This window comes from Kitasatospora sp. NPDC048722, assembly GCF_040650235.1.
Classification (GTDB): Bacteria; Actinomycetota; Actinomycetes; order Streptomycetales; family Streptomycetaceae; genus Kitasatospora.
On record NZ_JBEZGX010000052.1, the window covers coordinates 40,901 to 61,858 of the forward strand.

General features: G+C 72.3%; 11 protein-coding genes and 1 pseudogene. 10 read left to right on the plus strand and 2 right to left on the minus strand.

Features of this window, described 5'->3' with window-relative positions; translation table 11 throughout:
- The first annotated feature begins 94 nt into the window (after positions 1-94).
- From AB0C76_RS31125 to AB0C76_RS31155, 7 genes and pseudogenes are all read left to right on the plus strand, one after another.
- Entirely contained in the window at positions 95-1,168 is a 1,074-nt protein-coding gene (locus AB0C76_RS31125; RefSeq protein ID WP_359971988.1) for an acetylxylan esterase, read from the plus strand.
- A 42-nt stretch (positions 1,169-1,210) separates the two neighbouring features.
- Positions 1,211-2,611 carry a GH1 family beta-glucosidase gene (locus AB0C76_RS31130; protein WP_359971990.1) on the plus strand — a complete coding sequence of 467 codons (1,401 nt, stop codon included), beginning with the start codon at positions 1,211-1,213 and terminating at the stop codon, positions 2,609-2,611.
- The gene (gene yicI / locus AB0C76_RS31135) at positions 2,608-4,890 is read left to right on the plus strand and encodes an alpha-xylosidase (protein ID WP_359971992.1); all 2,283 of its coding nucleotides are present in this window, start codon (positions 2,608-2,610) and stop codon (positions 4,888-4,890) included. The genes AB0C76_RS31130 and yicI overlap by 4 nt, the downstream gene beginning before the upstream one ends.
- A 514-nt stretch (positions 4,891-5,404) precedes the next feature.
- Positions 5,405-6,955, plus strand: a complete 1,551-nt coding sequence (locus AB0C76_RS31140) for an alpha-L-arabinofuranosidase B (protein WP_359971994.1) — start codon at positions 5,405-5,407, stop codon at positions 6,953-6,955.
- Between the two features lie 153 nt (positions 6,956-7,108).
- The gene (locus AB0C76_RS31145; RefSeq protein ID WP_359971996.1) at positions 7,109-8,662 is read left to right on the plus strand and encodes an alpha-L-arabinofuranosidase B; all 1,554 of its coding nucleotides are present in this window, start codon (positions 7,109-7,111) and stop codon (positions 8,660-8,662) included.
- A gap of 152 nt (positions 8,663-8,814) precedes the next feature.
- Positions 8,815-9,312, plus strand: a pseudogene (locus AB0C76_RS31150) (gfo/Idh/MocA family oxidoreductase); the annotation flags it as partial.
- A 39-nt stretch (positions 9,313-9,351) separates the two neighbouring features.
- Positions 9,352-11,334: a glycoside hydrolase family 31 protein gene (locus AB0C76_RS31155; RefSeq protein WP_359971998.1), complete on the plus strand. Its 1,983-nt coding sequence runs from the start codon at positions 9,352-9,354 to the stop codon at positions 11,332-11,334.
- A gap of 601 nt (positions 11,335-11,935) precedes the next feature.
- On the opposite strand, the gene AB0C76_RS31160 is transcribed toward AB0C76_RS31155, so the two are convergent.
- Complete coding sequence (locus AB0C76_RS31160) at positions 11,936-14,170, minus strand: alpha-L-fucosidase (RefSeq protein ID WP_359972000.1); 2,235 nt, start codon at positions 14,168-14,170, stop codon at positions 11,936-11,938.
- A 512-nt stretch (positions 14,171-14,682) separates the two neighbouring features.
- Here AB0C76_RS31160 and AB0C76_RS31165 point away from each other — a divergent pair.
- On the plus strand, positions 14,683-16,815 hold the full coding sequence (locus AB0C76_RS31165) for an alpha-galactosidase (protein WP_359972002.1): 2,133 nt from the start codon (positions 14,683-14,685) through the stop codon (positions 16,813-16,815).
- Between the two features lie 475 nt (positions 16,816-17,290).
- Here AB0C76_RS31165 and xylA read toward each other — a convergent pair whose 3' ends face one another.
- On the minus strand, positions 17,291-18,463 hold the full coding sequence (xylA, locus tag AB0C76_RS31170) for a xylose isomerase (protein WP_359972004.1): 1,173 nt from the start codon (positions 18,461-18,463) through the stop codon (positions 17,291-17,293).
- A gap of 98 nt (positions 18,464-18,561) precedes the next feature.
- Between xylA and xylB the strand changes: the two genes are divergently transcribed.
- Positions 18,562-19,992 (plus strand): xylulokinase, encoded by a 1,431-nt coding sequence (gene xylB / locus AB0C76_RS31175; RefSeq protein ID WP_359972006.1) that lies wholly within the window; start codon positions 18,562-18,564, stop codon positions 19,990-19,992.
- Between the two features lie 9 nt (positions 19,993-20,001).
- Positions 20,002-20,958 (plus strand): ROK family transcriptional regulator (locus tag AB0C76_RS31180; RefSeq protein WP_359972008.1); only part of this gene is annotated, 957 nt, incomplete at its 3' end.

Sequence of the window (20,958 nt, forward strand, 5' to 3'; positions counted from 1 at the left end):
CGCACCGGCGGTCCGCCCGTGGCAGGCGGACCGCCATCCGTTCCGGCCCGGCTCACCGGCCGGGCGGTCCCGCCCGCCCCGTACGAGCCGACCCGTGGCCACCAACCGCCCGGAGGCGGCCCGCATGTCGCTGCTCACAGCACACCACCTGACCTCGAACTCGCCGCACCCGGAGGAATCCCCCGTGCCGATCACCGACTTCGGAGCCGACGAACTCGGCGACTACCAGCCCGAGTCGACCGCCCCGCAGGACTTCGACGCGTTCTGGCAGCGCACCCTCGCCGAAGCCCGCTCGCACGGCGGGGCGGTCAAGGTCGAACGCGTCACCGCGCAGCACGGACTGCGCACCGTCGAGGTCGACGACGTACGGTTCCCCGGCTGGAACGGCGAACCGGTGGCCGCCTGGCTGCTGCGCCCGCGCGGCGTGGCGGGCCCGCTGCCGGTCGTCGTCACCTACATCGGCTACACCGGCGGCCGAGGGCTGCCCACCGAGCACCTCTTCTGGTCCGCCGCCGGCTACGCCCAGCTCGTCGTGGACAGCCGGGGACAGGGCCACGACACCCCGGACCCGACCACGGGCGACGGGACCCAGTGGGCCGGGGGTTTCATGACCCGTGGCATCGACTCGCGGGAGAACTACTACTACCGGCGGCTGATGACGGACTGCGTGCGCGCCGTGGACGCCGTCTCGGAACTGCCCGGTCTCGACGCCGGCCGGATCGTCGTGGCCGGCGGCAGCCAGGGCGGCGGCCTGGCCCTCGCCGTCGCAGGGCTCACCGGGGACCGGGTGGCCGCGGTGATGCCGGACGTGCCGTTCCTGTGCCACTACCGGGAGGGCGCGCAGACCTCGCTGGACGGGCCGTACCAGGAACTCGTCAACTACCTGCGCTGGCACAGCCGGCACCGAGTTCAGCCGACCTTCGCGACCCTCGACTACTTCGACGGCGTCAACTTCGCCCAGCGGGCCACCGCGCCAGCCCTGTTCAGCGTCGGTCTGATGGACCCGGTCTGCCCGCCGCGGACGGTCTACGCAGCCTTCAACCACTACGCGGGCGAGGACCGCACCATGACCGTCTGGCCCTTCGCCGACCACGCCGGCGGCTGCGGCTCCAACCCGCCCGTCCAACTGTCCTGGCTGTGCGACCGCGGGCTGGCGCCCGCGCTGTGACCGCCGTGCCCGCTCACCGAGACACCCCGTGAGGTATGCCGCATGACCACCGTGCCCTTCCCGGAACTGCCCCCCGGCTTCCGGTTCGGCGCCGCCACCGCCGCCTACCAGATCGAGGGCGCCCACGACGAGGACGGCCGCGGCCCCTCCATCTGGGACACCTTCAGCCACACCCCCGGCCGCACCCTCGGCGGTGCCAGTGGCGACACCGCCTGCGACCACTACCACCGCTACCCCGAGGACGTCGGACTCCTCCGTGGGCTCGGGGTCGACGGGTACCGGTTCTCGATTGCGTGGCCCCGCCTCGTGCCCGGCGGCACCGGCGCGGTCAACCCCAAGGGCCTGGACTTCTACGACCGGCTGATCGACGAACTGCTCGCCGCCGGGATCGCGCCCGCCGCCACCCTGTACCACTGGGACCTGCCCCAGGCCCTGGAAGACCGGGGCGGCTGGCGGGTGCGGGACACCGCCGAGGCCTTCGCCGAGTACGCCGCCGTCGCCGCCGAACGGTACGGCGACCGCGTCGAGCGCTGGATCACCCTCAACGAGCCGTTCTGCTCCGCCTTCGTCGGCTACGCCGAGGGCCGGCACGCCCCCGGCGCCCAGGAGGGCCGCGGGGCCCTCGCGGCCGCCCACCACCTGCTGGTCGGCCACGGGCTCGCGGTCGGGGAGCTGCGCGCGGCGGGCGCCCGGGAGGTCGGGATCACGCTCAACCTCGACCGCCTCCACCCCGCCTCTGACCGCCCCGAGGACCTCGCGGCCCTGCGCCGCGCCGAGGTCCTGCACAACGAGGTCTGGACCGAGCCGTTGTTCGCCGGCCGCTACCCCACCCACGAGGCCGAGACCTGGCCGGGGCTCGCGGACGGGCCCTGGCGACGGCCCGGTGACCTCGAACTGATCGGCACGCCAGTGGACTTCGTCGGCGTCAACTTCTACCGGCCGGTCACCGTCGCGGCCGCCCCGCACCGCGAGGCCGACCCGGCACTGCGCACCGCCACGGACATCGGCGTCAGCGAACCGGACCCGTACGGCACCCGGCTCACCACCATGGGGTGGCCGGTCGTCCCGTCCGCGTTCACCGAGCTGCTGTGCGACCTCGACGCCCGCTACCCGCAGCTCCCGCCGCTCTGGATCACCGAGAACGGCTCCGCCGAGGCCGACAGCGTCACCCCCGACGGCCTGGTCCACGACCCGGAGCGGATCGACTACCTGTCCGGCCACCTCGCCGCGGTCGCCGACGCCGTCGCGGCCGGAGTCGACGTGCGCGGCTACTACGTCTGGTCGCTACTGGACAACTTCGAGTGGGCCCGCGGCTACGAGCAGCGTTTCGGCCTGGTCCGCGTCGACTACGACACCCTGACCCGAACCCCCAAGGACAGCTACCACTGGTACCGGGGCCTGATCACCGCGCACCGCGCGCGGACGGAGGAAACCGCCCGATGAAGTTCACCGACGGCTACTGGCTGATGCGCCCGGGCGTCACCGCGCGCTACGCCACCGAGGTCGCCGACGTCCGGACCGGCGAGGACCGGATGACCCTCTACGCGCCCGTCGAACACGTGCGCGGCCGTGGTGACACGCTCAACAGCCCGCTGCTGACCGTCGAGTGCTGGTCCCCGGCCGAGGGCGTGATCGGCGTGCGCACCACCCACCACGCCGGTTCGGTGCGGCGCGGGCCTGAGTTCGCGCTGCCCGGTACCGAACGGGGCAGCGGCAAGGTGCGCCGGGACGGAGACGTCGTGGAGCTCTGCGCGGGCGAGCTGACGCTGCGGGTGGACACCTCCGAGCCCTGGCGGCTGGAGTTCACCGCCGACGGGCGGGTCCTGACCTCGGTGGGGGAGCGCGGCACCGGCTTCGTCACCGACGCCGAGGGCCGCCACCACATGCTCGGGCAGCTCGCCCTGGGCGTCGGCGAGCTGGTCTACGGCCTGGGGGAGCGGTTCACCCCGTTCGTCCGCAACGGCCAGGTGGTGGACGTCTGGCAGGCGGACGGCGGCACCAGCAGCGAACAGGCCTACAAGAACGTCCCGTTCCACCTGACGAACCACGGCTACGGCGTGTTCGTCAACCACCCCGGCAAGGTCAGCTACGAGGTCGGCTCCGAGTCCGTCGGCCAGGTCCAGTTCAGCGTCGAGGACCAGTCGCTGGAGTACTTCGTCGTCCACGGCCCGACCCCCAAAATGATCCTGGAGCGCTACACCGCGCTCACCGGCCGGCCCGCACTGCCCCCGGCCTGGGCGCTGGGCCTGTGGCTGACCACCTCCTTCACCACCGAGTACGACGAGGCCACCGTCAACCGCTTCGTCGGTGGCATGGCCGAGCGCGGCATCCCGCTGAGCGTCTTCCACTTCGACTGCTTCTGGATGCGCGGGTACCAGTGGAGCGACTTCCGCTGGGACGAGGAGACCTTCCCGGACCCGGCGGGCATGCTCGCCAGGCTCAAGGAGCAGGGGCTGCGCATCTGCCTGTGGATCAACCCGTACATCGCGCAGAAGTCGGAGCTGTTCGCCGAGGGCATGCGCGACGGACACCTCGTGCGGCGCGCGGACGGCAGCGTCTGGCAGTGGGACCTGTGGCAGCCGGGCATGGCCCTGGTGGACTTCACCGACCCCGCCGCCCGCGACTGGTACACCGGCAAGCTGCGCGCCCTGCTCGACGTCGGCGTGGACTGCTTCAAGACGGACTTCGGCGAGCGCATCCCCACCGACGTGGTCTGGCATGACGGCTCCGACCCGGAGCGGATGCACAACTACTACACGCACCTGTACAACCAGGCGGTGTTCGAGCTGCTCCGCGAGGAGCGCGGGGAGGGCGAGGCGCTCCTGTTCGCCCGTTCCGCCACCGCCGGCGGTCAGCAGTTCCCGGTGCACTGGGGCGGCGACTGCGAGTCCCACTTCAACGCCATGGCGGAGTCGCTGCGCGGGGGCCTGTCCCTCGGCTTGTCCGGTTTCGGCTTCTGGAGCCACGACATCGGCGGCTTCGAGGGCACTCCCACCCCCGCCGTCTTCAAGCGCTGGACGCAGTTCGGCCTGCTCTCCTCGCACAGCCGACTGCACGGCAGCAAGTCCTACCGGGTGCCGTGGGACTTCGGCGAGGAGGCGGTCGAGGTCACCCGCGAGTTCACCCTGCTCAAGCACCGGCTCGCGCCCTACCTCCAGCGCGCGGCGCAGCAGGCGCACGCCACCGGGGTCCCGGTGATGCGCGCGATGGTGCTGGAGTTCCCGGACGACCCGGCCGCCGCCACGCTCGACCGGCAGTACCTGCTCGGCGACGACCTGCTCGTCGCCCCGGTCTTCACCGAGGACGGAACGGTCGAGTACTACGTGCCCGAGGGGACGTGGACCAACGTCCTCACGGGCGATCAGGTCACCGGACCCCGCTGGGTGCGCGAGCAGCACGGCTTCCACACCCTGCCGCTGCTCGCCCGCCCGGACTCCGTCATCCCGCTCGCGGCGGACGACCAGCGCCCGGTGTCCGCCTGGGCGGAGGGCGTCGAACTGCGGGTCCACGCCTTCGCGGACGGAGCCGAGCGCACCGTCGTGATCCCGCGCAGCGACGGCCCCGGCGGGACCGCGCGCTTCCACCTGCGCCGCACCGGTGACCGCCTCCGGGTGACGACCGACAGCCCGCACCCGTGGCAGCTGAGGATCGGCGGCCCGGACGGCGCCCTGCACATCGGCCCGGCCGATACGCACGAGGCGGATCTGCCGTACCCGGCCTGAACCTGCACCGGCACCGACGGCGGGGCCCACCCGGGCCCCGCCGTCGTCCCGCCAGCCCCACGACCGGAAGAGCTTTTGTGGATAGCCTGACCGGACGCCGGCTGACCGCCGATGAACTCGACACCCTGCTGCCCGTCTCCACCGGCCTGCGGTTACCCCGGCGGCTGCCCGGCCCCCACCACGAGGCAGCCGAGCCCGGCAGACGTGTGGAGGAGGACGTCCACCGGCCTCGCTCCCATCGCGGTGCCCAGAAGCAGCCCGGCCGGCCCTGGGGTGCCGGGTGCAACCCCGATCTCGACGCTGACGGGTCGATGCGAAGTACCGGCGGGCGGTCGGGTCTGGACCGTCCGTCAATGCGCGATGTCTTGACGGTGTCCTGGCGGCTGGCCATAGTGATGCCCGTTGCGGGCACGGGAGGTGTCCGTGCCGTCATCACGCACGCCCCTTTCCGGCCTGAATTGTTAGCGCTAACATCAGGCGCCTTTCCTTCTTCCACCCGCGAAGGAGTTCGTCCATGACCACTCGATCGTGGCTGCGCCGCGCCCGGCGGACGCTGCTGGCAGCGGGAACGGCCGCCCTGCTCGCCGCCGGCCTGCTCACCGGTGCGGCCACCGCCTCCGGGGCCGCCACCCAGGGCCCGTGCGACGTCTACGCCGCGGGCGGAACGCCGTGCGTCGCGGCGCACAGCACCACCCGCGCGCTGTTCGCCTCCTACAACGGTCCGCTGTACCAGGTGCAACGGGCCTCGGACGGCACGGTGCAGGACGTCGGCGTGCTGTCCGCCGGAGGCGTTGCCAACGCCGCGACGCAGGACTCCTTCTGCGCGGCCACCACCTGCACCGTCACCCGCGTCTACGACCAGACCGGCGACGGCAACACCCTGGTCTACCAGGGGCCCGGCGGGACCGGCGGCGCCGACACGGCGGCCGCCGCGAACACCGAAGCGCTGAGCGTCGGGGGCCGGAAGGTGTACGCGCTCTACATCAACCCCGGCAACAGCTACTTCGCCTACACCTCCACGGGGGGCGTGCCGACCGGCAGCTCACCCGAGGGCGAGTACATGGTCACCAGCGGCACCCACGTCAACAACGGCTGCTGCTTCGACTACGGCAACACGGAGATCGACCACAAGGCCGACGGCAACGGCGCCATGGACGCGATCAACTTCGGCACGGAGTGCTGGTTCGGCGGCTGCACCGGAACCGGACCGTGGGTGCAGGCGGACCTGGAGAACGGCCTGTTCCCAGGCGGCAGCAAGACCTGGAACCCCGACCAGGTCCCGCAGACCAGCCGCTTCGTCACCGCGATGCTCAAGAACGACGGCACCACCCGGATGGCACTCAAGGGCGCCAACGCCCAGTCCGGGGGCCTGACCCAGCTCCACAGCGGCTCACTGCCCAGCGGATGGAGCCCGATGCACAAGCAGGGCGCCGTCATCCTCGGCAGCGGCGGCGACTGCTGCCAGACCAACCGCAACGCGAGCGCGGGCACCTTCTACGAGGGCGCCATGGTCAAGGGCTACCCGTCCGACGCCACCGACGCCGCGGTCCAGGCCAACATCGCCGCGGCCGGCTACGGCACCACCACCCCCTTCACCCCCGGCGCGAAGGTGTCGCTCCAGGCCACCACCTCCTGCTGCACCGGCGACTACCTGCAGCGCGACACGAGCGACGACACGGTGGTGATCGCGCCGGTGACCTCCGCCAGTTCCGCCACCGACAAGGGCAACGCGACCTGGATCGTCCGGGCCGGCCTCGCGAACAGCAGCTGCGTCTCCTTCGAGTCGGCCGACACGCCCGGCAGCTACCTCAGGCACTACGCGTTCCAGCTCCACCTCCAGTCCGACGCCGGCACCAGCCAGTTCGCCGCCGACGCCACCTTCTGCGCCCAGCCCGGAAACAGCGGCACGGGCTACTCCCTCCAGTCCTTCAACTACCCGGCCAAGTACGTCCGCCATTACCGCCTCGCCGGCTACCTCGCGAGCAACGGCGGTACCAACGCCTGGGACAACCCGTCGTCATGGGCCCAGGACACCAGCTGGTTCGCGGCCGCCCCCTGGAGCTGACGAGCGGCAGTCCGTGCCGGGTCCGGTGCCGACGACGGACGGAGCCGGGCCGGACCCAGAGGCGTCAGCCCACCCCCCCCGCCGTCCACGCAACCGGACACCAAGACGTTCGTGGATGCTCATCCCACGCCCCACCCTGTCAAGGAGCTCCTCATGATCAAACCGTCGATCCGCAGGGTCAGGCGGGCCTTCCTCGCGGTCGGTGCGACCGCCGCGCTCGCCGCCGGCCTGCTCACCGCCGCGGCCGGGCCCTCGCAGGCGGCCACCCAGGGTCCGTGCGACATCTACCTCGCCGGTGGCACGCCGTGTGTGGCGGCGCACAGCACCACCCGGGCACTGTACGGGGCGTACGACGGCCCGCTGTACCAGGTCAGGCGCGCCTCCGACAACGCGACCAGGGACATCGGCCTGCTGAGCGCCGGCGGATACGCCGACGCCGCCGCGCAGGACTCCTTCTGCGCCGGCACCAGCTGCGTCATCACCGTCGTCTACGACCAGTCCGGCAAGGGCAACCACCTCACCCAGGCGCCTGCCGGCGGGGCCGCCGGCGGGCCGGACAACCTCGCCAACGCCGTCGAGGCACCGGTCACCGTCGGCGGGCACAAGGCGTACGGCGTCTACGTCGCCCCCGGGACCGGCTACCGCAACAACAACACCAACGGCATCGCCACCGGCGACCAGGCCGAAGGCATGTACGCCATCTTCGACGGCACGCACTTCAACGGCGGCTGCTGCTTCGACTACGGCAACGCCGAGACCAACAACCTGGACACCGGCGACGGCCACATGGAGGCCCTCTACTTCGGCAACAACAAGAGCTGGGGCTCGGGCAGCGGCAACGGCCCCTGGGTCATGGCCGACCTGGAGAACGGCCTGTTCTCCGGGGTCAACCGCGGATTCAACGCCAATGACCCCAGCGTCAGCAACCGGTTCCTGACCGCCATGCTCAAGGGCGGCCCGAACCAGTGGGCCCTCCGCGGTGGCGACGCCCAGTCGGGCGGCCTGTCCACCTTCTACAACGGCGTACGTCCCAACGCCACCGGCTACAACCCGATGCACAAGGAAGGCGCGATCATCCTCGGCATCGGCGGTGACAACAGCAAATGGGCCCAAGGCACCTTCTACGAAGGGGTCATGACCCAGGGCTACCCGTCGGACGCCACCGAGAACGCGGTCCAGGCCGACATCACCGCCGTCGGCTACAACAGCGGCTCGACCGGCACCGGCACGCTGACTCCCGGCTCCCGGATCTCCCTGCGGGCCACCACCGCGCCCTGCTGCACCTCGCACTACCTCCGCCACGACGACGCCGACAACAAGGTCGTCATCTCCGACACCGACTCCTCCAGCTCGGCCACCGACAAGGCCGACGCCACCTGGATCGTCCGCGCCGGCCTGGCCAACAGCTCCTGCCTCTCCTTCGAGTCCGCCAACAACCCAGGGGAGTTCCTGCACCACTACAACTACGAGCTCTACCTGGACTTCGACAACGGCGCCGGCTCCTTCGCCCAGGACGCCACTTTCTGCCCCACCAGCGGCAACAGCGGGGTCGGCACCTCCCTCCAATCCGTCAACTTCCCGACGAAGTACCTCCGGCATTACAACTACACGGCCTACGTAGCGAGCAACGGCGGGCCCAACAGCTGGGACAGCGGCACCAGCTGGGCCGCCGACACCAGCTGGCTGGTCGCCCAGCCCTGGAGCTGAGCCACCGGGGCAGCACCACCGCACACCGGCCCGCCACCGCCTCGCCGGCGGTGTCGGACCCGGTGCGCGCGACGGAGGAGCGGACGGACGTCGGCGGAGCGGTCCCACGCGGCTCTCGGGCGCGTCAGCGTCCGCGGCCGTGTCGGAACCGCGAAGTCGCCGGCGGCGGCAGCTTCCGAATGAACGAGTTCCGCCGGGTCGGATACATCGGCAAGGAGTCGCGCTTCCGCTACTTCGGCACGGAAGCAGTCTTCGAACAGCTCGACTCGGTGAGCCTGTGGCAGGACAAGAAGGGCACGCAGGACGTCACCGCGCACCTGCGCCCCGCGCCCAGCCTCAGCCCGGACGATCCGGCGCTCGCCCACCTCCCCCCGGAACTGCGCCCCGCCTTCGCCTCCGGCACCGCTCCCGTCCACGACCGCTCCCGGCTCCCGCGCGAGTTCGCGCACGCACCCAACGGCCACGAGGGAAGCCACCACTTCCTCGCCGGCGACTTCGCCACCGCGGTCACGACCCGGACGCCTCCGGCGCTGCACGCCTGGACCGCCGCCCGCTACACCCTCCCCGGCATCATCGCCCACCAGTCCGCCCGCCAGGGCGGAGTGCGGCTGCCCGTACCCGACCAGGGGGACGGCCCCGGAACCGCGTGACACCACCCGACCGACCCCAGGAACAGAGGAACCCGACCCATGTCCTACAGCATCCACGCGGGCGCCCTGGAACGGCACGCCGCCGCAGAGATCCTCCGTATCGAGCCCTGGGGACCGGACGCCGTCCGGGTGCGGGCCTCGCGCGGGACCATCGACCCCGCCGCCCCCGGTGCGCTGGAGAACCCACGGCCCGCCCCGCACGCCCAGGTGTCCGTGTCGGACGACGGCAGTGCCCGCCTGGTCAACGGCGACATGGCCGTCGAGGCCTCGGCGGACGGCCGGCTGAGATTCCGCCACGCCGTCTCGGGCCGCGAACTCCTCGCCGAGCGTGACCCGCACGCGCACCACAGCGGCTCCCGCGTCCACGGGGCCGACGGCCGGACGGAACAGTCCTTCCAGGCCTACGACGGCGAGAGGCTGCACGGCCTGGGGCAGCACCTGCACGGACGCCTGGACCAGAAGGGCTGTGTGATCGACCTCGTCCAAGCCAACACCGTGGCGGCCGTCCCCTTCCTGCACTCTTCGCGCGGCTACGGACTGCTGTGGAACAACCCCGCCACCGGCCGTGTCGAACTGGGCGCCGACACCACCCGGTGGACCGCCGACGGCGGCGGGCGCATCGACTACTGGATCACCGCCGGTGAGACCCCCGCCCGGATCCTGGACGCCTACACCCGGGTCACCGGTCGCCCGCCCCTGCTCCCCGAGTGGGCCTCCGGCTTCTGGCAGTCGAAGCTCCGCTACCGCACCCAGGACGAACTCCTGGCGGTGGCAAGGGAGTACAAGGAGCGTGGACTGCCGCTGTCCGTCATCGTCTGCGACTTCTTCCACTGGCCGAGGATGGGCGACTGGCGCTTCGAGGCGAGCGAATGGCCCGATCCCGCGGCCATGGTCGCGGAGTTGTCGGACCTCGGCGTGAAGCTCGCCGTCTCCGTGTGGCCCACCGTCGAGCCCGGAAGCGATGCGTACGACGCGCTTCGCTCGGCCGGCCACCTCGTCCGGGACGCGGCCGCCGGTCTGCTCACGTTCCCCTGGCCGTCCCGGTTCGGCGGGGATGCCCTGATCCGCCCGATGGCGTACTACGACGCCACCCACCCGGGAGCCCGCGCCGCGCTGTGGCAGCGGCTGAACGAGAACTACCGTTCGGTGGGCGTGGCGTGCTTCTGGCTGGACGCCTGCGAACCCGATGTGCCCCCGGGCCTCGCCGAGCGCGCGGTCTACGCGGCCGGGCCGGCCGCCGAGGCCGCGAACCTCTACCCGCTGGAGCACGTCCGTGCGGTGGCCGACGGCCTGCGTGCGGCGGGCGAGGACCGGCCGCTGTCGCTGGTCCGCTCCGCGTGGGCGGGCAGCCAGCACCACGGGGCCCTGCTGTGGTCCGGCGACATCCCCACGACCTTCGACTCCCTCGGGCGCCAGATCAGGGCGGGGCTGAACGTCGCGATGAGTGGCATCCCCTGGTGGAACACCGACATCGGGGGCTTCTTCGGCGGCGACCCGGACGACCCCGCGTACCGCGAGCTGTTGATCCGGTGGTTCCAGTACGGCACCTTCAGCCCGGTCATGCGGCTGCACGGGGACCGCGAGCCCAACTATCCCGCCTTCGCCACGGACATGACCGGCGGGCCGAACGAGATCTGGTCGTACGGGGAGGAGGCGTACGGCATCCTCCGCGACCACCTGTCGCTGCGCGAGCGCCTGCGCCCGTACCTGCATCGCCTGTCCGAGGACGCCCACCGCACCGGCGCGCCGCCGATGCGCCCGCTGTTCTTCGACTTCCCCGAGGACGAGCACGCCTGGGCCGTGGACGACCAGTTTCTGCTCGGCCCGGACGTGCTGGTGGCACCCGTGTACGAGGCGGGCGTCCGGGTCCGCCGGGTGTACCTTCCCTCCGGTGTCCGCTGGCGCGACCCGGTCACCGGCCGCGTGCTGGAGGGCGGAGCGACGCTCGACGCCGAGGCCCCGCTGGAGCGCATCCCGGTCTTCGTACGGGAAGGAGCCGACGTCGCGGACCGGCTCGGCTGACCAGGTCGCCGGCAGAGCCGAAGCACCGGGGCCGCGGGGCCGACCCGCGTGCTGGTCGGCGGAAGCGTGCTGGGCACGCTCTCGCCTTCGACGGGACCGGACGGCGGAGAAGGCTGCCGGCACGGGTGCACCCGAGCCGGACCGCTCACCGGCGCCCCGGGGGGTGTCGAGCCGGCTCGACTCCTCCGGTCGCGACCGCGACCGCACCAGCGTCAGGTGGCGGTTCTCCGGCCGGGCGACCAGGTCGGGTACGAGGATCCGGTCGCGACCAGGTTCGTGCCACGCCGTGGCGAACAGCCCGTCGCGCCAGGCGGCTCACGGCGACTGACGGCCGCTGGGAAGGAGTTCCTCGCGTCGGGCGGCCTGGAGCCGGGTTCGCCGTGCGACGCGGATGAGGGAGGGGCCCCGGTCGAGGTCCAACCGGACGACGGTGTCCACGCGCCCTCCACGCGCCGCCAGACGAGGTCGGCCGCGAGCGCGAAGGAGTCGCCAACGGCCTCCATGAGCCGCTGGCGGGCCCGGAGGGCCGAACCCCGTTCCGGATGAGGGGAGTTCGGCCCGTGCGTCGGTGTCACCGCTGTTGCTCACGCTCTCCGACCGGCTACTGGGCCGTGAAGGTCCACTGCAGGTTGGAGCTGCCGTCCCAGGTCCACTGCTTGGTGACCGAGCCTGCGGCGACCTGGCCGCCACCGTCCAGGACCAGGCCCGTGGTGCGGTTGGCGATGCTGTACGCGCCCTTGCCGTGGTCGGTGATCTGCCACTGCTGGTTGGTGCCGCCGTTCCAGGCGGCCTGCCGGGCGGGAGAACCGTTGGCGGTGGCGCCCCAGCCGTCGGCGACCATGCCGCTGGTGCGGTTGACCAGCTTGTAGTAGCCGTTGCCGAGGTCGACGGCCTGCCACTGGAGGTTGGGACTGGCGTCCCAGGTCCACTGCTTGAGGTTGCTGCCCGAGGTGACGTTGCCGCCGCTGTCCAGGGCCAGGCCGTCGGTGACGTTGTTGATCCGGAAGTAGGTGGCCGGGTTGAAGATCACCTTCAGCGAGGTGATGGCGTCGTTGTTGCCGGTGTTGCGCAGGTCGGGGTTGTCCGCGCTGAAGGTCCACGCCGTCCCGGTGAAGTTGTCGCCGGAGTAGCCGATCACCTGGTAGCCCGCCGGCACCCGCACGGAGGAGATGGTCCGCGCCGCCAGACCCGCGCTCTGCAACTGGGCGGCCGTGTAGCCGCCCAGAACGAGCCCGGCCGCCGTGCCCGCGTACGAGACGTCGCTGTACGCGGTGACCACGCCGGTGCCCCCGGGCTGCAGGACGGGGATCTGACCGGAGAAGGTGAACTTCAGCACGTAGGCGAGGGCGCCGAACGGGGCCGAGGACGACGGCAGGGTGATGTGCAGGCCGTCGCTCGCCTGGGTCGGGGCGGGCAGGCTGGTGTACGTGCCCGCGCTCGCGTCGAGCAGCTGGACCGACGTCAGGGAGCCGAGGTCGATGCGGCCGCTCGCCAGGGTGCTGATGGTCGTGGAACTCCCGGGCCAGCCCAGGACCGTGGCGTACAGGACGGTGCTGTCCTTGCTGCGGGTGAACCGGAAGTCCTTGTTCGTGCCCGCGACGGGGGTGGTGAAGGAGCCGCCGCCCATCTTGGTCGGCCCCTCCCCGTAGACCGTCCAGGCCCGGGTGGCGTACAGGGACTCGCCGAACCGGTGGAGGTGGTCGCCGATGCCCAGCAGGACGTCCTTCTGGCCCTGGGGAATCGTCCCGTCCGCCATGGGAGCGATGTTGAGCAGCATGTTGCCGTTCTTGCTGATCCGGTCGATCAGCGCGTGCAACATCTGCGTGGTGGAGTAGTAGCCGATGCCGACCGTGTAGCACCAGCTGGAGCTGCTGATGCTGTCGTCGGTCAGCCAGTACGGGTTGGCGATGTCGCCCGGGCCGCCGCGTTCGTAGTCGAAGACCTCGCCGAGGTTGTCGTAGCCGTCCTTGTAGGTGGCCACGACCTCCCGGCCCCAGCTCAGGGCCTGGTTGTAGTAGTACGACAGGAAGTTCAGGCGTTGCGTCTCGTCGACCCTGGAGAGGTCGAAGTCCTCCCACAGGATGTCCGGTTGGGCCAGGTCGATGACCTCCTTGAGCTTGTCGTACCAGAGCTGGTTCTCCGCCGTGGTGCCCAGCTGGCCGAAGAGCTTCTGCAGGCTCGCGGTCGGCTGCGCCGGCGCGTGGTCGTAGTAGCCGTTGAAGTTGTACGCGTGGTGCATCGCCACCAGCAGCTTCAGACCCTTGCGCCGGATCGAGTCGCGGAAGATCTGCAGGAGGTTCAGCTTCGGTCCTCGCTGCACCGAGTTCCACTCGTTGACCGTGCTGTTCCACATCGAGAAGCCGTCGTGGTGCTCCGCCACCGGCCCGGCGAACCGGGCGCCGGCGTCCACGAAGAGCTGGGCCCAGGCGTCCGGGTCGAAGTTCCCGCCCTGGGAGGCCAACTTGGGCGAGAACTGCACCCAGTTGCCGGCCTTGTCGCGGGCCCCGTCGAGGAAGTTGTCGTACGGCCACACCGACGGGTCCCCGTAGGTGGCGATGTGATGGTTGTTCACGTCGCTGCCGCTGATGTACATGTTCCGCGGGTACCACTCGCTGCCGTAGGCCGGGACGCTGAAGGCGCCCCAGTGGAAGTAGATCCCGAACTTGGCGTCCTGGAACCACTCCGGCGCCGGCGGGTGCCTGTCCACGGACGCCCAGGTGGGCGTGTAGGACGACGGGGTCGCGAGCGCCTTCGCCGTACCGATCGTCAGGTTCGCCGTCGCGGCGGCGACGACCCCTGCGGCGCTCGACAGGAACACACGTCTGGTGATGGCCATGGCCGGACCCTTCGTCGTCGGGCGTGCTGGATGTTCCGGTCCGCGACACCGAAGCGCGGCCCGCGCGGGCGGGGAGGCTCGAACGATCCGCACGCCGTCGAGCCGGGACCAGTTGTTAGCGATAACACGGCGGGCTTCCGCCGATTCTGGCAGCGCCACGGTGGCTGTCAAGATGTGCGGCACGGCGAACTGCTCGCCATCAGACATGGGATGTGTGAGGGCGACATCGAGTGGGCCGTAATCGGCCAAGACCTCTCGCGGAACCGGCTTTTGATGGATTCTTCGGACGCTGGTCCCTTCGCCATGGCCCTCAGGTTTGTGCTATTCATGGGATGTTCTGTGCGGGGTGAGCGTGCTATCCCTACGAGTGCGCCCTGTCCGCGGGGCACGGCTCGCCGGCCGCTACGGAGACCGCACCACCGGCTGTCGCCCACGGCTGCCGTGCTGCCGAGGGTGTGGCCCGGCGCACTGCCGGGAACTGAACCAGGACCCGCCCCCTGAACGAGGACGAAATGACTGAAACGAACGTCGTCGTGCTGACGGCCGGTGATGCTGCCCTCGCGATCGACACCGCCGGCCCCGGGCTGCCTCGAGTGCTGCACTGGGGCGTCGATCCCGGCTTCCGCGCCGGCGACGCCGCGCAGGTGCTCGACGCCATGGGCCGGCGGCCCCGGGCCGGGAGCCTGATGCCCTCCCAGGGGCAGGCCTGGTTCGGACGGCCGACCCTGGCCGGGCACCGCGAGGGCCGGGTCCGCCCCCCGCGCTTCGAGCTCGCCGAGCCGGTCGGCGTGCGCGCCCAGGACGTCCGGGGCGGTGCCGTCCGGGTACGGGCCGTGGACCGTGGCGCGGGGCTCGCGTTGGACACCGAGCTGCAGATGACGGATCAGGGCGTGGTGCGGATGCGCCACGCCCTGACCAACACCGTGACCGACGTCTACACCCTGGATGTCCTCGCGTGCGTGCTCCCGGTGCCCGCCCAGGCCGAGGAACTGCTGGACTTCGCGGGCCGCTGGGCCCGTGAGCGCTCCCCGCAGCGAGCCCCGCTGCGGCAGGGCACGTGGTCGAGGGAGAGCCGGCGCGGCCGCACCGGCTTCGACGCCGGACTGCTGCTCGCCGGGACGCCGGGCTTCGGTTTCCGGCAGGGCCAGGTCTGGGGCGTGCACGCCGCCTGGAGCGGCAACCACGTCCAGTACGCGGAGCGGCTGGCCGACGGGACGACGGTCCTCGGCGGCGGCGAACTGCTGGACGCGGGTGAAATCCGGCTGGCGGAGGGCGAGTCGTACCGGACCCCGTGGGTGTACTTCGCGACCTCCGGCTCGGGTCTGGACGGGATCAGCCGGGGATTCCACGACATGCTCCGGGGCCGGCCCCGGCACCCGACCAGCGCCCGGCCGGTCACGATGAACATCTGGGAAGCGGTCTACTTCGACCACGACCCCGAGCGGGTGCGCGCCCTCGCGCACACCGCGGCGGCGGTCGGCGTGGAGCGGTTCGTGGTGGACGACGGCTGGTTCCGGCACCGCCGCCACGACCGGGCCGGCCTCGGCGACTGGTACGTCGACGAGAAGGTGTGGCCCGACGGGCTCGGCCCGCTCGCCGACCACGTCCACGGGCTCGGGATGCAGTTCGGCCTCTGGGTCGAGCCCGAGATGGTCAACCCGGACTCCGACCTGGCCCGCGCCCACCCCGACTGGTTCCTCGCCGATGCCGAACGCCTCCCGTTCGAGCAGCGCAGCCAGCACGTCCTGGACGTCGCGAACCCCGACGCCCACGCCTACCTGCTGGAGCGGATCAGCACCCTGGTCGGGGAGGTGGGCATCGACTACCTCAAGTGGGACCACAACCGCGACCTGGCCGACGCCGTCCACGACGGCCGGCCCGGCGTGCACGCCCAGACGACGGCGGTCTACCGGCTCCTCGACGAACTGCGCGGTCGCCACCCCGGGCTGGAGATCGAGTCCTGCTCGTCCGGCGGTGCCCGTGCGGACCTCGGCATCCTGGAGCGCACCGACCGGATCTGGGGATCGGACAACATCGACCCGATCGAACGCCAGGCCATCCAGCGCTGGACCAGCCTCCTCCTGCCCTACGAGCTGATCGGCTCCCACATCGGCTCCGCGCCGGCCCACATCAGTCACCGGGACACCACGCTCGCCTTCCGCTGCGCCACCGCCCTGTTCGGACACGCCGGCATCGAGTCCGACATCTCCGCTTGGTCACGGGACGACCTGGACGCGCTCACCTCGTGGGTCGGGGCCTACAAGCAGCTGCGGCCGCTGCTCCACGGCGGCGACGTCGTCCGCACCGACCACCCCGACCCGGCCGCCTGGGTCCACGGCGTCGTCTCCCGGGACCGGGCCCACGCCGTCTTCGCCTACGTCCAGCTGGGCACCTCGGTCGCCGAGAACGGTGCGCCCGTGCGTCTGCCCGGTCTGGAACCCACGAGCCGTTACGCCCTGCGGGTGCGCCCCGAAGTCTCCTCCCCGGAGCACACCTGGCCCGCCTGGGCTCGGCGGACGACCGCGCTGACCCTGACCGGCCAGTACCTCGCCCAAGTCGGCGTCGCAGCCCCGGGCCTGACCAACCACCCCGGTCACGCACTGGTGATCGAAGCACGGGCGCAGTCACCCGCTTCGCGGGAGTGAACGTCACCCACGGCACAGCACGCCGCACGGTCCCGCCCTGCGCGGGCGAGGGCGGGGCGCGGGCCGCCGCGACCGGGGAGGCCGACGAGCGTCATGACCAGCGGCGAGTCCCGTGGCTGATGCAGGCCCGGTGCCTGCATCAGCCAATTCCTCGAAGCCGTCCTCGAAGCCGTCCTCGAAGCGGCCCGTGCACTCGTCGGGGCGGGCGCCTCCGTGTACAGCGCCTTGAGGAAGGCCGCCGGCACGTCGGCCGAGTGGTCGCCCCGGCCGCCCTCCACCTCGCGGACGGGCGGTTCGGCCGGGTCCGGATGCTGTTCCCGCAGCAGGTCGCGGACCAGGACTTCGCTGTTCTCGTCCCCGGATTCCGTCATGGGGAGTCACCGCACTACGGCGGCCGTAGTGAGAGGCCGGCCCGAGCGCGACGGAGCGAGCCGGGTCGGCAGCCTGCACGACCCGGCCGGGGCGCCGATCGCGGTCAGCGGGCGCCGAGGAGGTGTTCGTAGGCCAGCTGGTCCAGCTGCTCGAACGCCATGCCGCGGCGGGCGGCGGCGTCGACGTCGAAGTCCTCGAAGGCGGAGCGGTCCGCCAGGAGCCCGGTGAGGCCGTCCTGGGCCGTGGGGAGGGCGAGTTCGGGCAGGCGCGAGGCGGTGAGCGCGGCGTGGACCTCCGGGTCGGCGCGGAAGGCGCGGGAACGCTCCGCCAGCAGCAGGTAGTTGCGCATGCAGGCGGCCGCCGAGGCCCACACGCCGTCGAAGTCCTCGGTACGCGGCGGCTTGAAGTCGAAGTGGCGGGGTCCGTCGTAGCCCGCGGACTCCAGCAGGTCGACCAGCCAGAAGGCCTGTCGCAGGTCTCCCGCGCCGAAACGCAGGTCCTGGTCGTACTTGATGCCGGACTGGCCGTTGAGGTCGATGTGGAACAGCTTGCCGTGCCACAGGGCCTGGGCGATGCCGTGCGGGAAGTTGAGGCCCGCCATCTGCTCGTGGCCGACCTCCGGGTTGAGGCCGACCCGGTCGGGCCGCTCCAGTTCGTTGATGAACGCCAGGGCGTGGCCGACGGTGGGCAGCAGGATGTCGCCGCGCGGCTCGTTGGGCTTGGGCTCGATCGCGAAGCGCAGGTCGTAGCCCTGCCGTTCGACGTACTCGCCGAGGAGGTCGAAGGCCTCCTTCAGCCGGTCGAGGGCCGTGCGCACGTCCTTGGCCGCCCCCGACTCGGCGCCCTCGCGGCCGCCCCAGGCGACGTAGACCGAGGCGCCGAGCTCCGCGGCCAGGTCGATGTTGCGGATCGTCTTGCGCAGCGCGTAGCGCCGCACGTCGCGGTCGTTGGCGGTGAACGCGCCGTCCTTGAAGACGGGGTGGGTGAAGAGGTTGGTGGTGGCCATCGGCACCTTCAGCCCGGCCGCGTCCAGGGCGGCGCGGAAGCGCTTGACCGTCTGCTCGCGCTCGGCCTCGCCCGCGCCGAAGGGGATCAGGTCGTCGTCGTGGAAGGTGACGCCGTGGGCGCCGAGGGCGGCCAGCCGCTGGACGGTCTCGACCGGGTCGAGGGCCGGGCGGGTCGCGTCGCCGAAGGGGTCGCGCCCCTGCCAGCCGACGGTCCACAGGCCGAAGGTGAACTTGTGCGCGGGGGTGGGGACGAGCGGGTCGCTGGACATGACGCGGCTCCGAATCACGTGCGGAGGGGTGTTTGTCAGGGCTCTCAACAAATTAGTATGCCGGAACGTCAAAAGGAACCCGCACACCGGAGGAACGCATGGCTGAGCAGCGCGTCGTGATCGGCGTCGACAGCTCGACGCAGTCCACCAAGGCCCTGGCCGTCGACATCGACACCGGCGCCGTGGTGGGCGAGGGCCGCGCCCAGCACACCGTCAGCACGGGGGCCGGCCGGGAGAGCGACCCCGAGCAGTGGTGGGAGGCGCTCGGCGCTGCCGCGGCCGGGACGGGCTGGGCGGACCGCGCTGCCGCCGTCTCGGTCGCCGGCCAGCAGCACGGCCTCGTCACCCTCGACGCGGCCGGCCGCCCGGTCCGCCCCGCGGTGCTCTGGAACGACGTCCGGTCCGCGCCGCAGGCCGCCGAACTGCGCGACGCGCTCGGCGCGGTGGAGATCGCCCGCCGCACGGGCAGCGTCCCGACCGCCGCCTTCACCGCCCCCAAGTGGGCCTGGCTGCGCGCCCACGAGCCCGCCGCGGCCGACCGCGTCGCGGCCGTCCGCCTCCCGCACGACTTCCTGACGGAGCGGCTGACCGGGGAGGCCGTCACCGACCGCGGCGACGCGTCGGGCACCGGTTGGTGGGGCCCGGACGGGTACGACCGGGACCTCCTCGCCCGCATCGGCCTCGATCCCGCGCTCCTGCCCCAGGTCCTCCCGGCCGGTGCGCGGGCCGGCGTCGTCCGTCCCGGTCTGCCGCTGCGCGAGGGAGCACCGGTGGCCACCGGCACCGGCGACAACATGGCGGCGGCCCTCGGGCTCGGCCTCCTCCCCGGGCAGCCGGTGCTCAGCCTCGGCACCTCCGGCACCGTCTACGCCGTCGGCCGGACCCGGCCCACCGATCCGAGCGGCACCGTCGCGGGCTTCGCCGACGCCCTCGGCGGCTGGCTGCCGCTGGCCTGCACGCTCAACTGCACCCTGGCCGTCGACCGCTTCGCCGCCCTGCTCGGACGCGGCCGCGAGGAGGTCGAGGACGGCGGCACCGCGGTCGTCCTGCCCTACCTGGACGGCGAGCGGACCCCGGACCTCCCGGGTGCCTCCGGTCTGGTCCACGGACTTCGCCACGACACCACCCGGGGCCAGCTGCTCCAGGCCGCCTACGACGGCGCCGCCCACGCCCTGCTCGCGGCGCTGGACGGTGTCCTCCGCGCGGGAGGCGAGGACCCCGAGGGCGACGAACCACTCCTGCTGATCGGCGGCGGCGCGCGCGGCCCGGCCTGGCAGCGGACCGTACTGCGGCTCTCGGGGCGGGCGGTCCAGGTGCCCGCCGCCCAGGAACTGGTCGCGCTCGGTGCCGCGGCCCAGGCCGCCGCGTTGCTCACCGGTGAGCCCGCCGACGCCGTGGCGCGCCGTTGGCGGACGGCCGAGGGCCCGGTCCTGGAGGCCGTGAAGAAGGACGAGGACGCGTTGATGCGGATCGGGGATACCCTGCGTCGGGCCGGGGCCTTGCAGGGAGCCCCGGCCGAGGACCGGTAGGAGGGGCGCGTGACGTTGGTGGTCGGGGCGGGCAAGGGGCCGGACGGCGGACCTGCGTCGCAGCAGGACATGCGACGGCAGAACCTCTCACTGGTGCTCGGTGCGGTCGCCGGGCACAGCCCGCTCTCCCGTGCGGACGTTGCCGGGCGCGTCGGCCTGACCAGGGCGGCCGTCTCCTCCCTGGTGGACGAGCTGATCGGCCGCGGAGCGCTGACCGAGGCGGCGGCCGCGGCCAGCGGACGGGTCGGCCGCCCAGGACGGGCGCTGGCCGTGAACGACCGGGGCCCTGCGGGTCTGGGGCTGGAGATCGGCATCACCCACCTCGGCGCCTGCGTGACGGACCTGCGCGGCGAGCCGCGGGTGTGGCGCCGGGTCGAACGGGAGAACGCCGGCCGGCCGGCCGGGGAGGTCCTGGCGGAGGTCGCCGCGCTGGCGGCCGACGCGCAGGCGGAGGCCACCGCCCTCGGCCTGCGCGTCGAGGGCCGCGTCCTGGCGGTCCCCGGAGTGGTGCCGAACGAACCGGCCGGGCTGGTCGAGCGCGCTCCCAACCTCGGCTGGCGCGGTGTCCGCCTCGCCGACCACTGGCCCGACCCGGACACCGTGCCCGAACCGGAGAACGAGGCCAACCTCGGGGCGCTGGCCGAGTACTGGAGCGCCGAGCAGGCGGCGCAGACCTTCGTCCACGTCTCCGCCGAGGCCGGGATCGGCGCCGCCCTGGTCATCGACGGACGGCTGTTCCGGGGCGCCCGCGGCTTCGCCGGCGAACTCGGCCACATACCCGTCCAGCCGGACGGCGTCCCGTGCGCCTGTGGTGCCCGAGGTTGCCTGGAACAGTACGCGGGCGACGCGGCGGTGCTGCGCGAGGCCGGCCTCGGCCAGCAGGGCGACCAGCTCCTCCTTGATCCGTCCGATGGCCTGGTGCTGCTCGCCCAAGAGGTCCAGCGCCCCGGCAAGTTCGGGATGGCT

Bases quoted from the DNA above. Each gene is read 5' to 3' on its own strand.
- AB0C76_RS31130 (WP_359971990.1), top strand. From the start codon at position 1,211: ATGACCACCGTGCCCTTCCCGGAACTGCCCCCCGGCTTCCGGTTCGGC.
- yicI (WP_359971992.1), top strand. From the start codon at position 2,608: ATGAAGTTCACCGACGGCTACTGGCTGATGCGCCCGGGCGTCACCGCG.
- AB0C76_RS31140 (WP_359971994.1), top strand. From the start codon at position 5,405: ATGACCACTCGATCGTGGCTGCGCCGCGCCCGGCGGACGCTGCTGGCA.
- AB0C76_RS31145 (WP_359971996.1), top strand. From the start codon at position 7,109: ATGATCAAACCGTCGATCCGCAGGGTCAGGCGGGCCTTCCTCGCGGTC.
- AB0C76_RS31155 (WP_359971998.1), top strand. From the start codon at position 9,352: ATGTCCTACAGCATCCACGCGGGCGCCCTGGAACGGCACGCCGCCGCA.
- AB0C76_RS31160 (WP_359972000.1), bottom strand. From the start codon at position 14,170: ATGGCCATCACCAGACGTGTGTTCCTGTCGAGCGCCGCAGGGGTCGTC.
- AB0C76_RS31165 (WP_359972002.1), top strand. From the start codon at position 14,683: ATGACTGAAACGAACGTCGTCGTGCTGACGGCCGGTGATGCTGCCCTC.
- xylA (WP_359972004.1), bottom strand. From the start codon at position 18,463: ATGTCCAGCGACCCGCTCGTCCCCACCCCCGCGCACAAGTTCACCTTC.
- xylB (WP_359972006.1), top strand. From the start codon at position 18,562: ATGGCTGAGCAGCGCGTCGTGATCGGCGTCGACAGCTCGACGCAGTCC.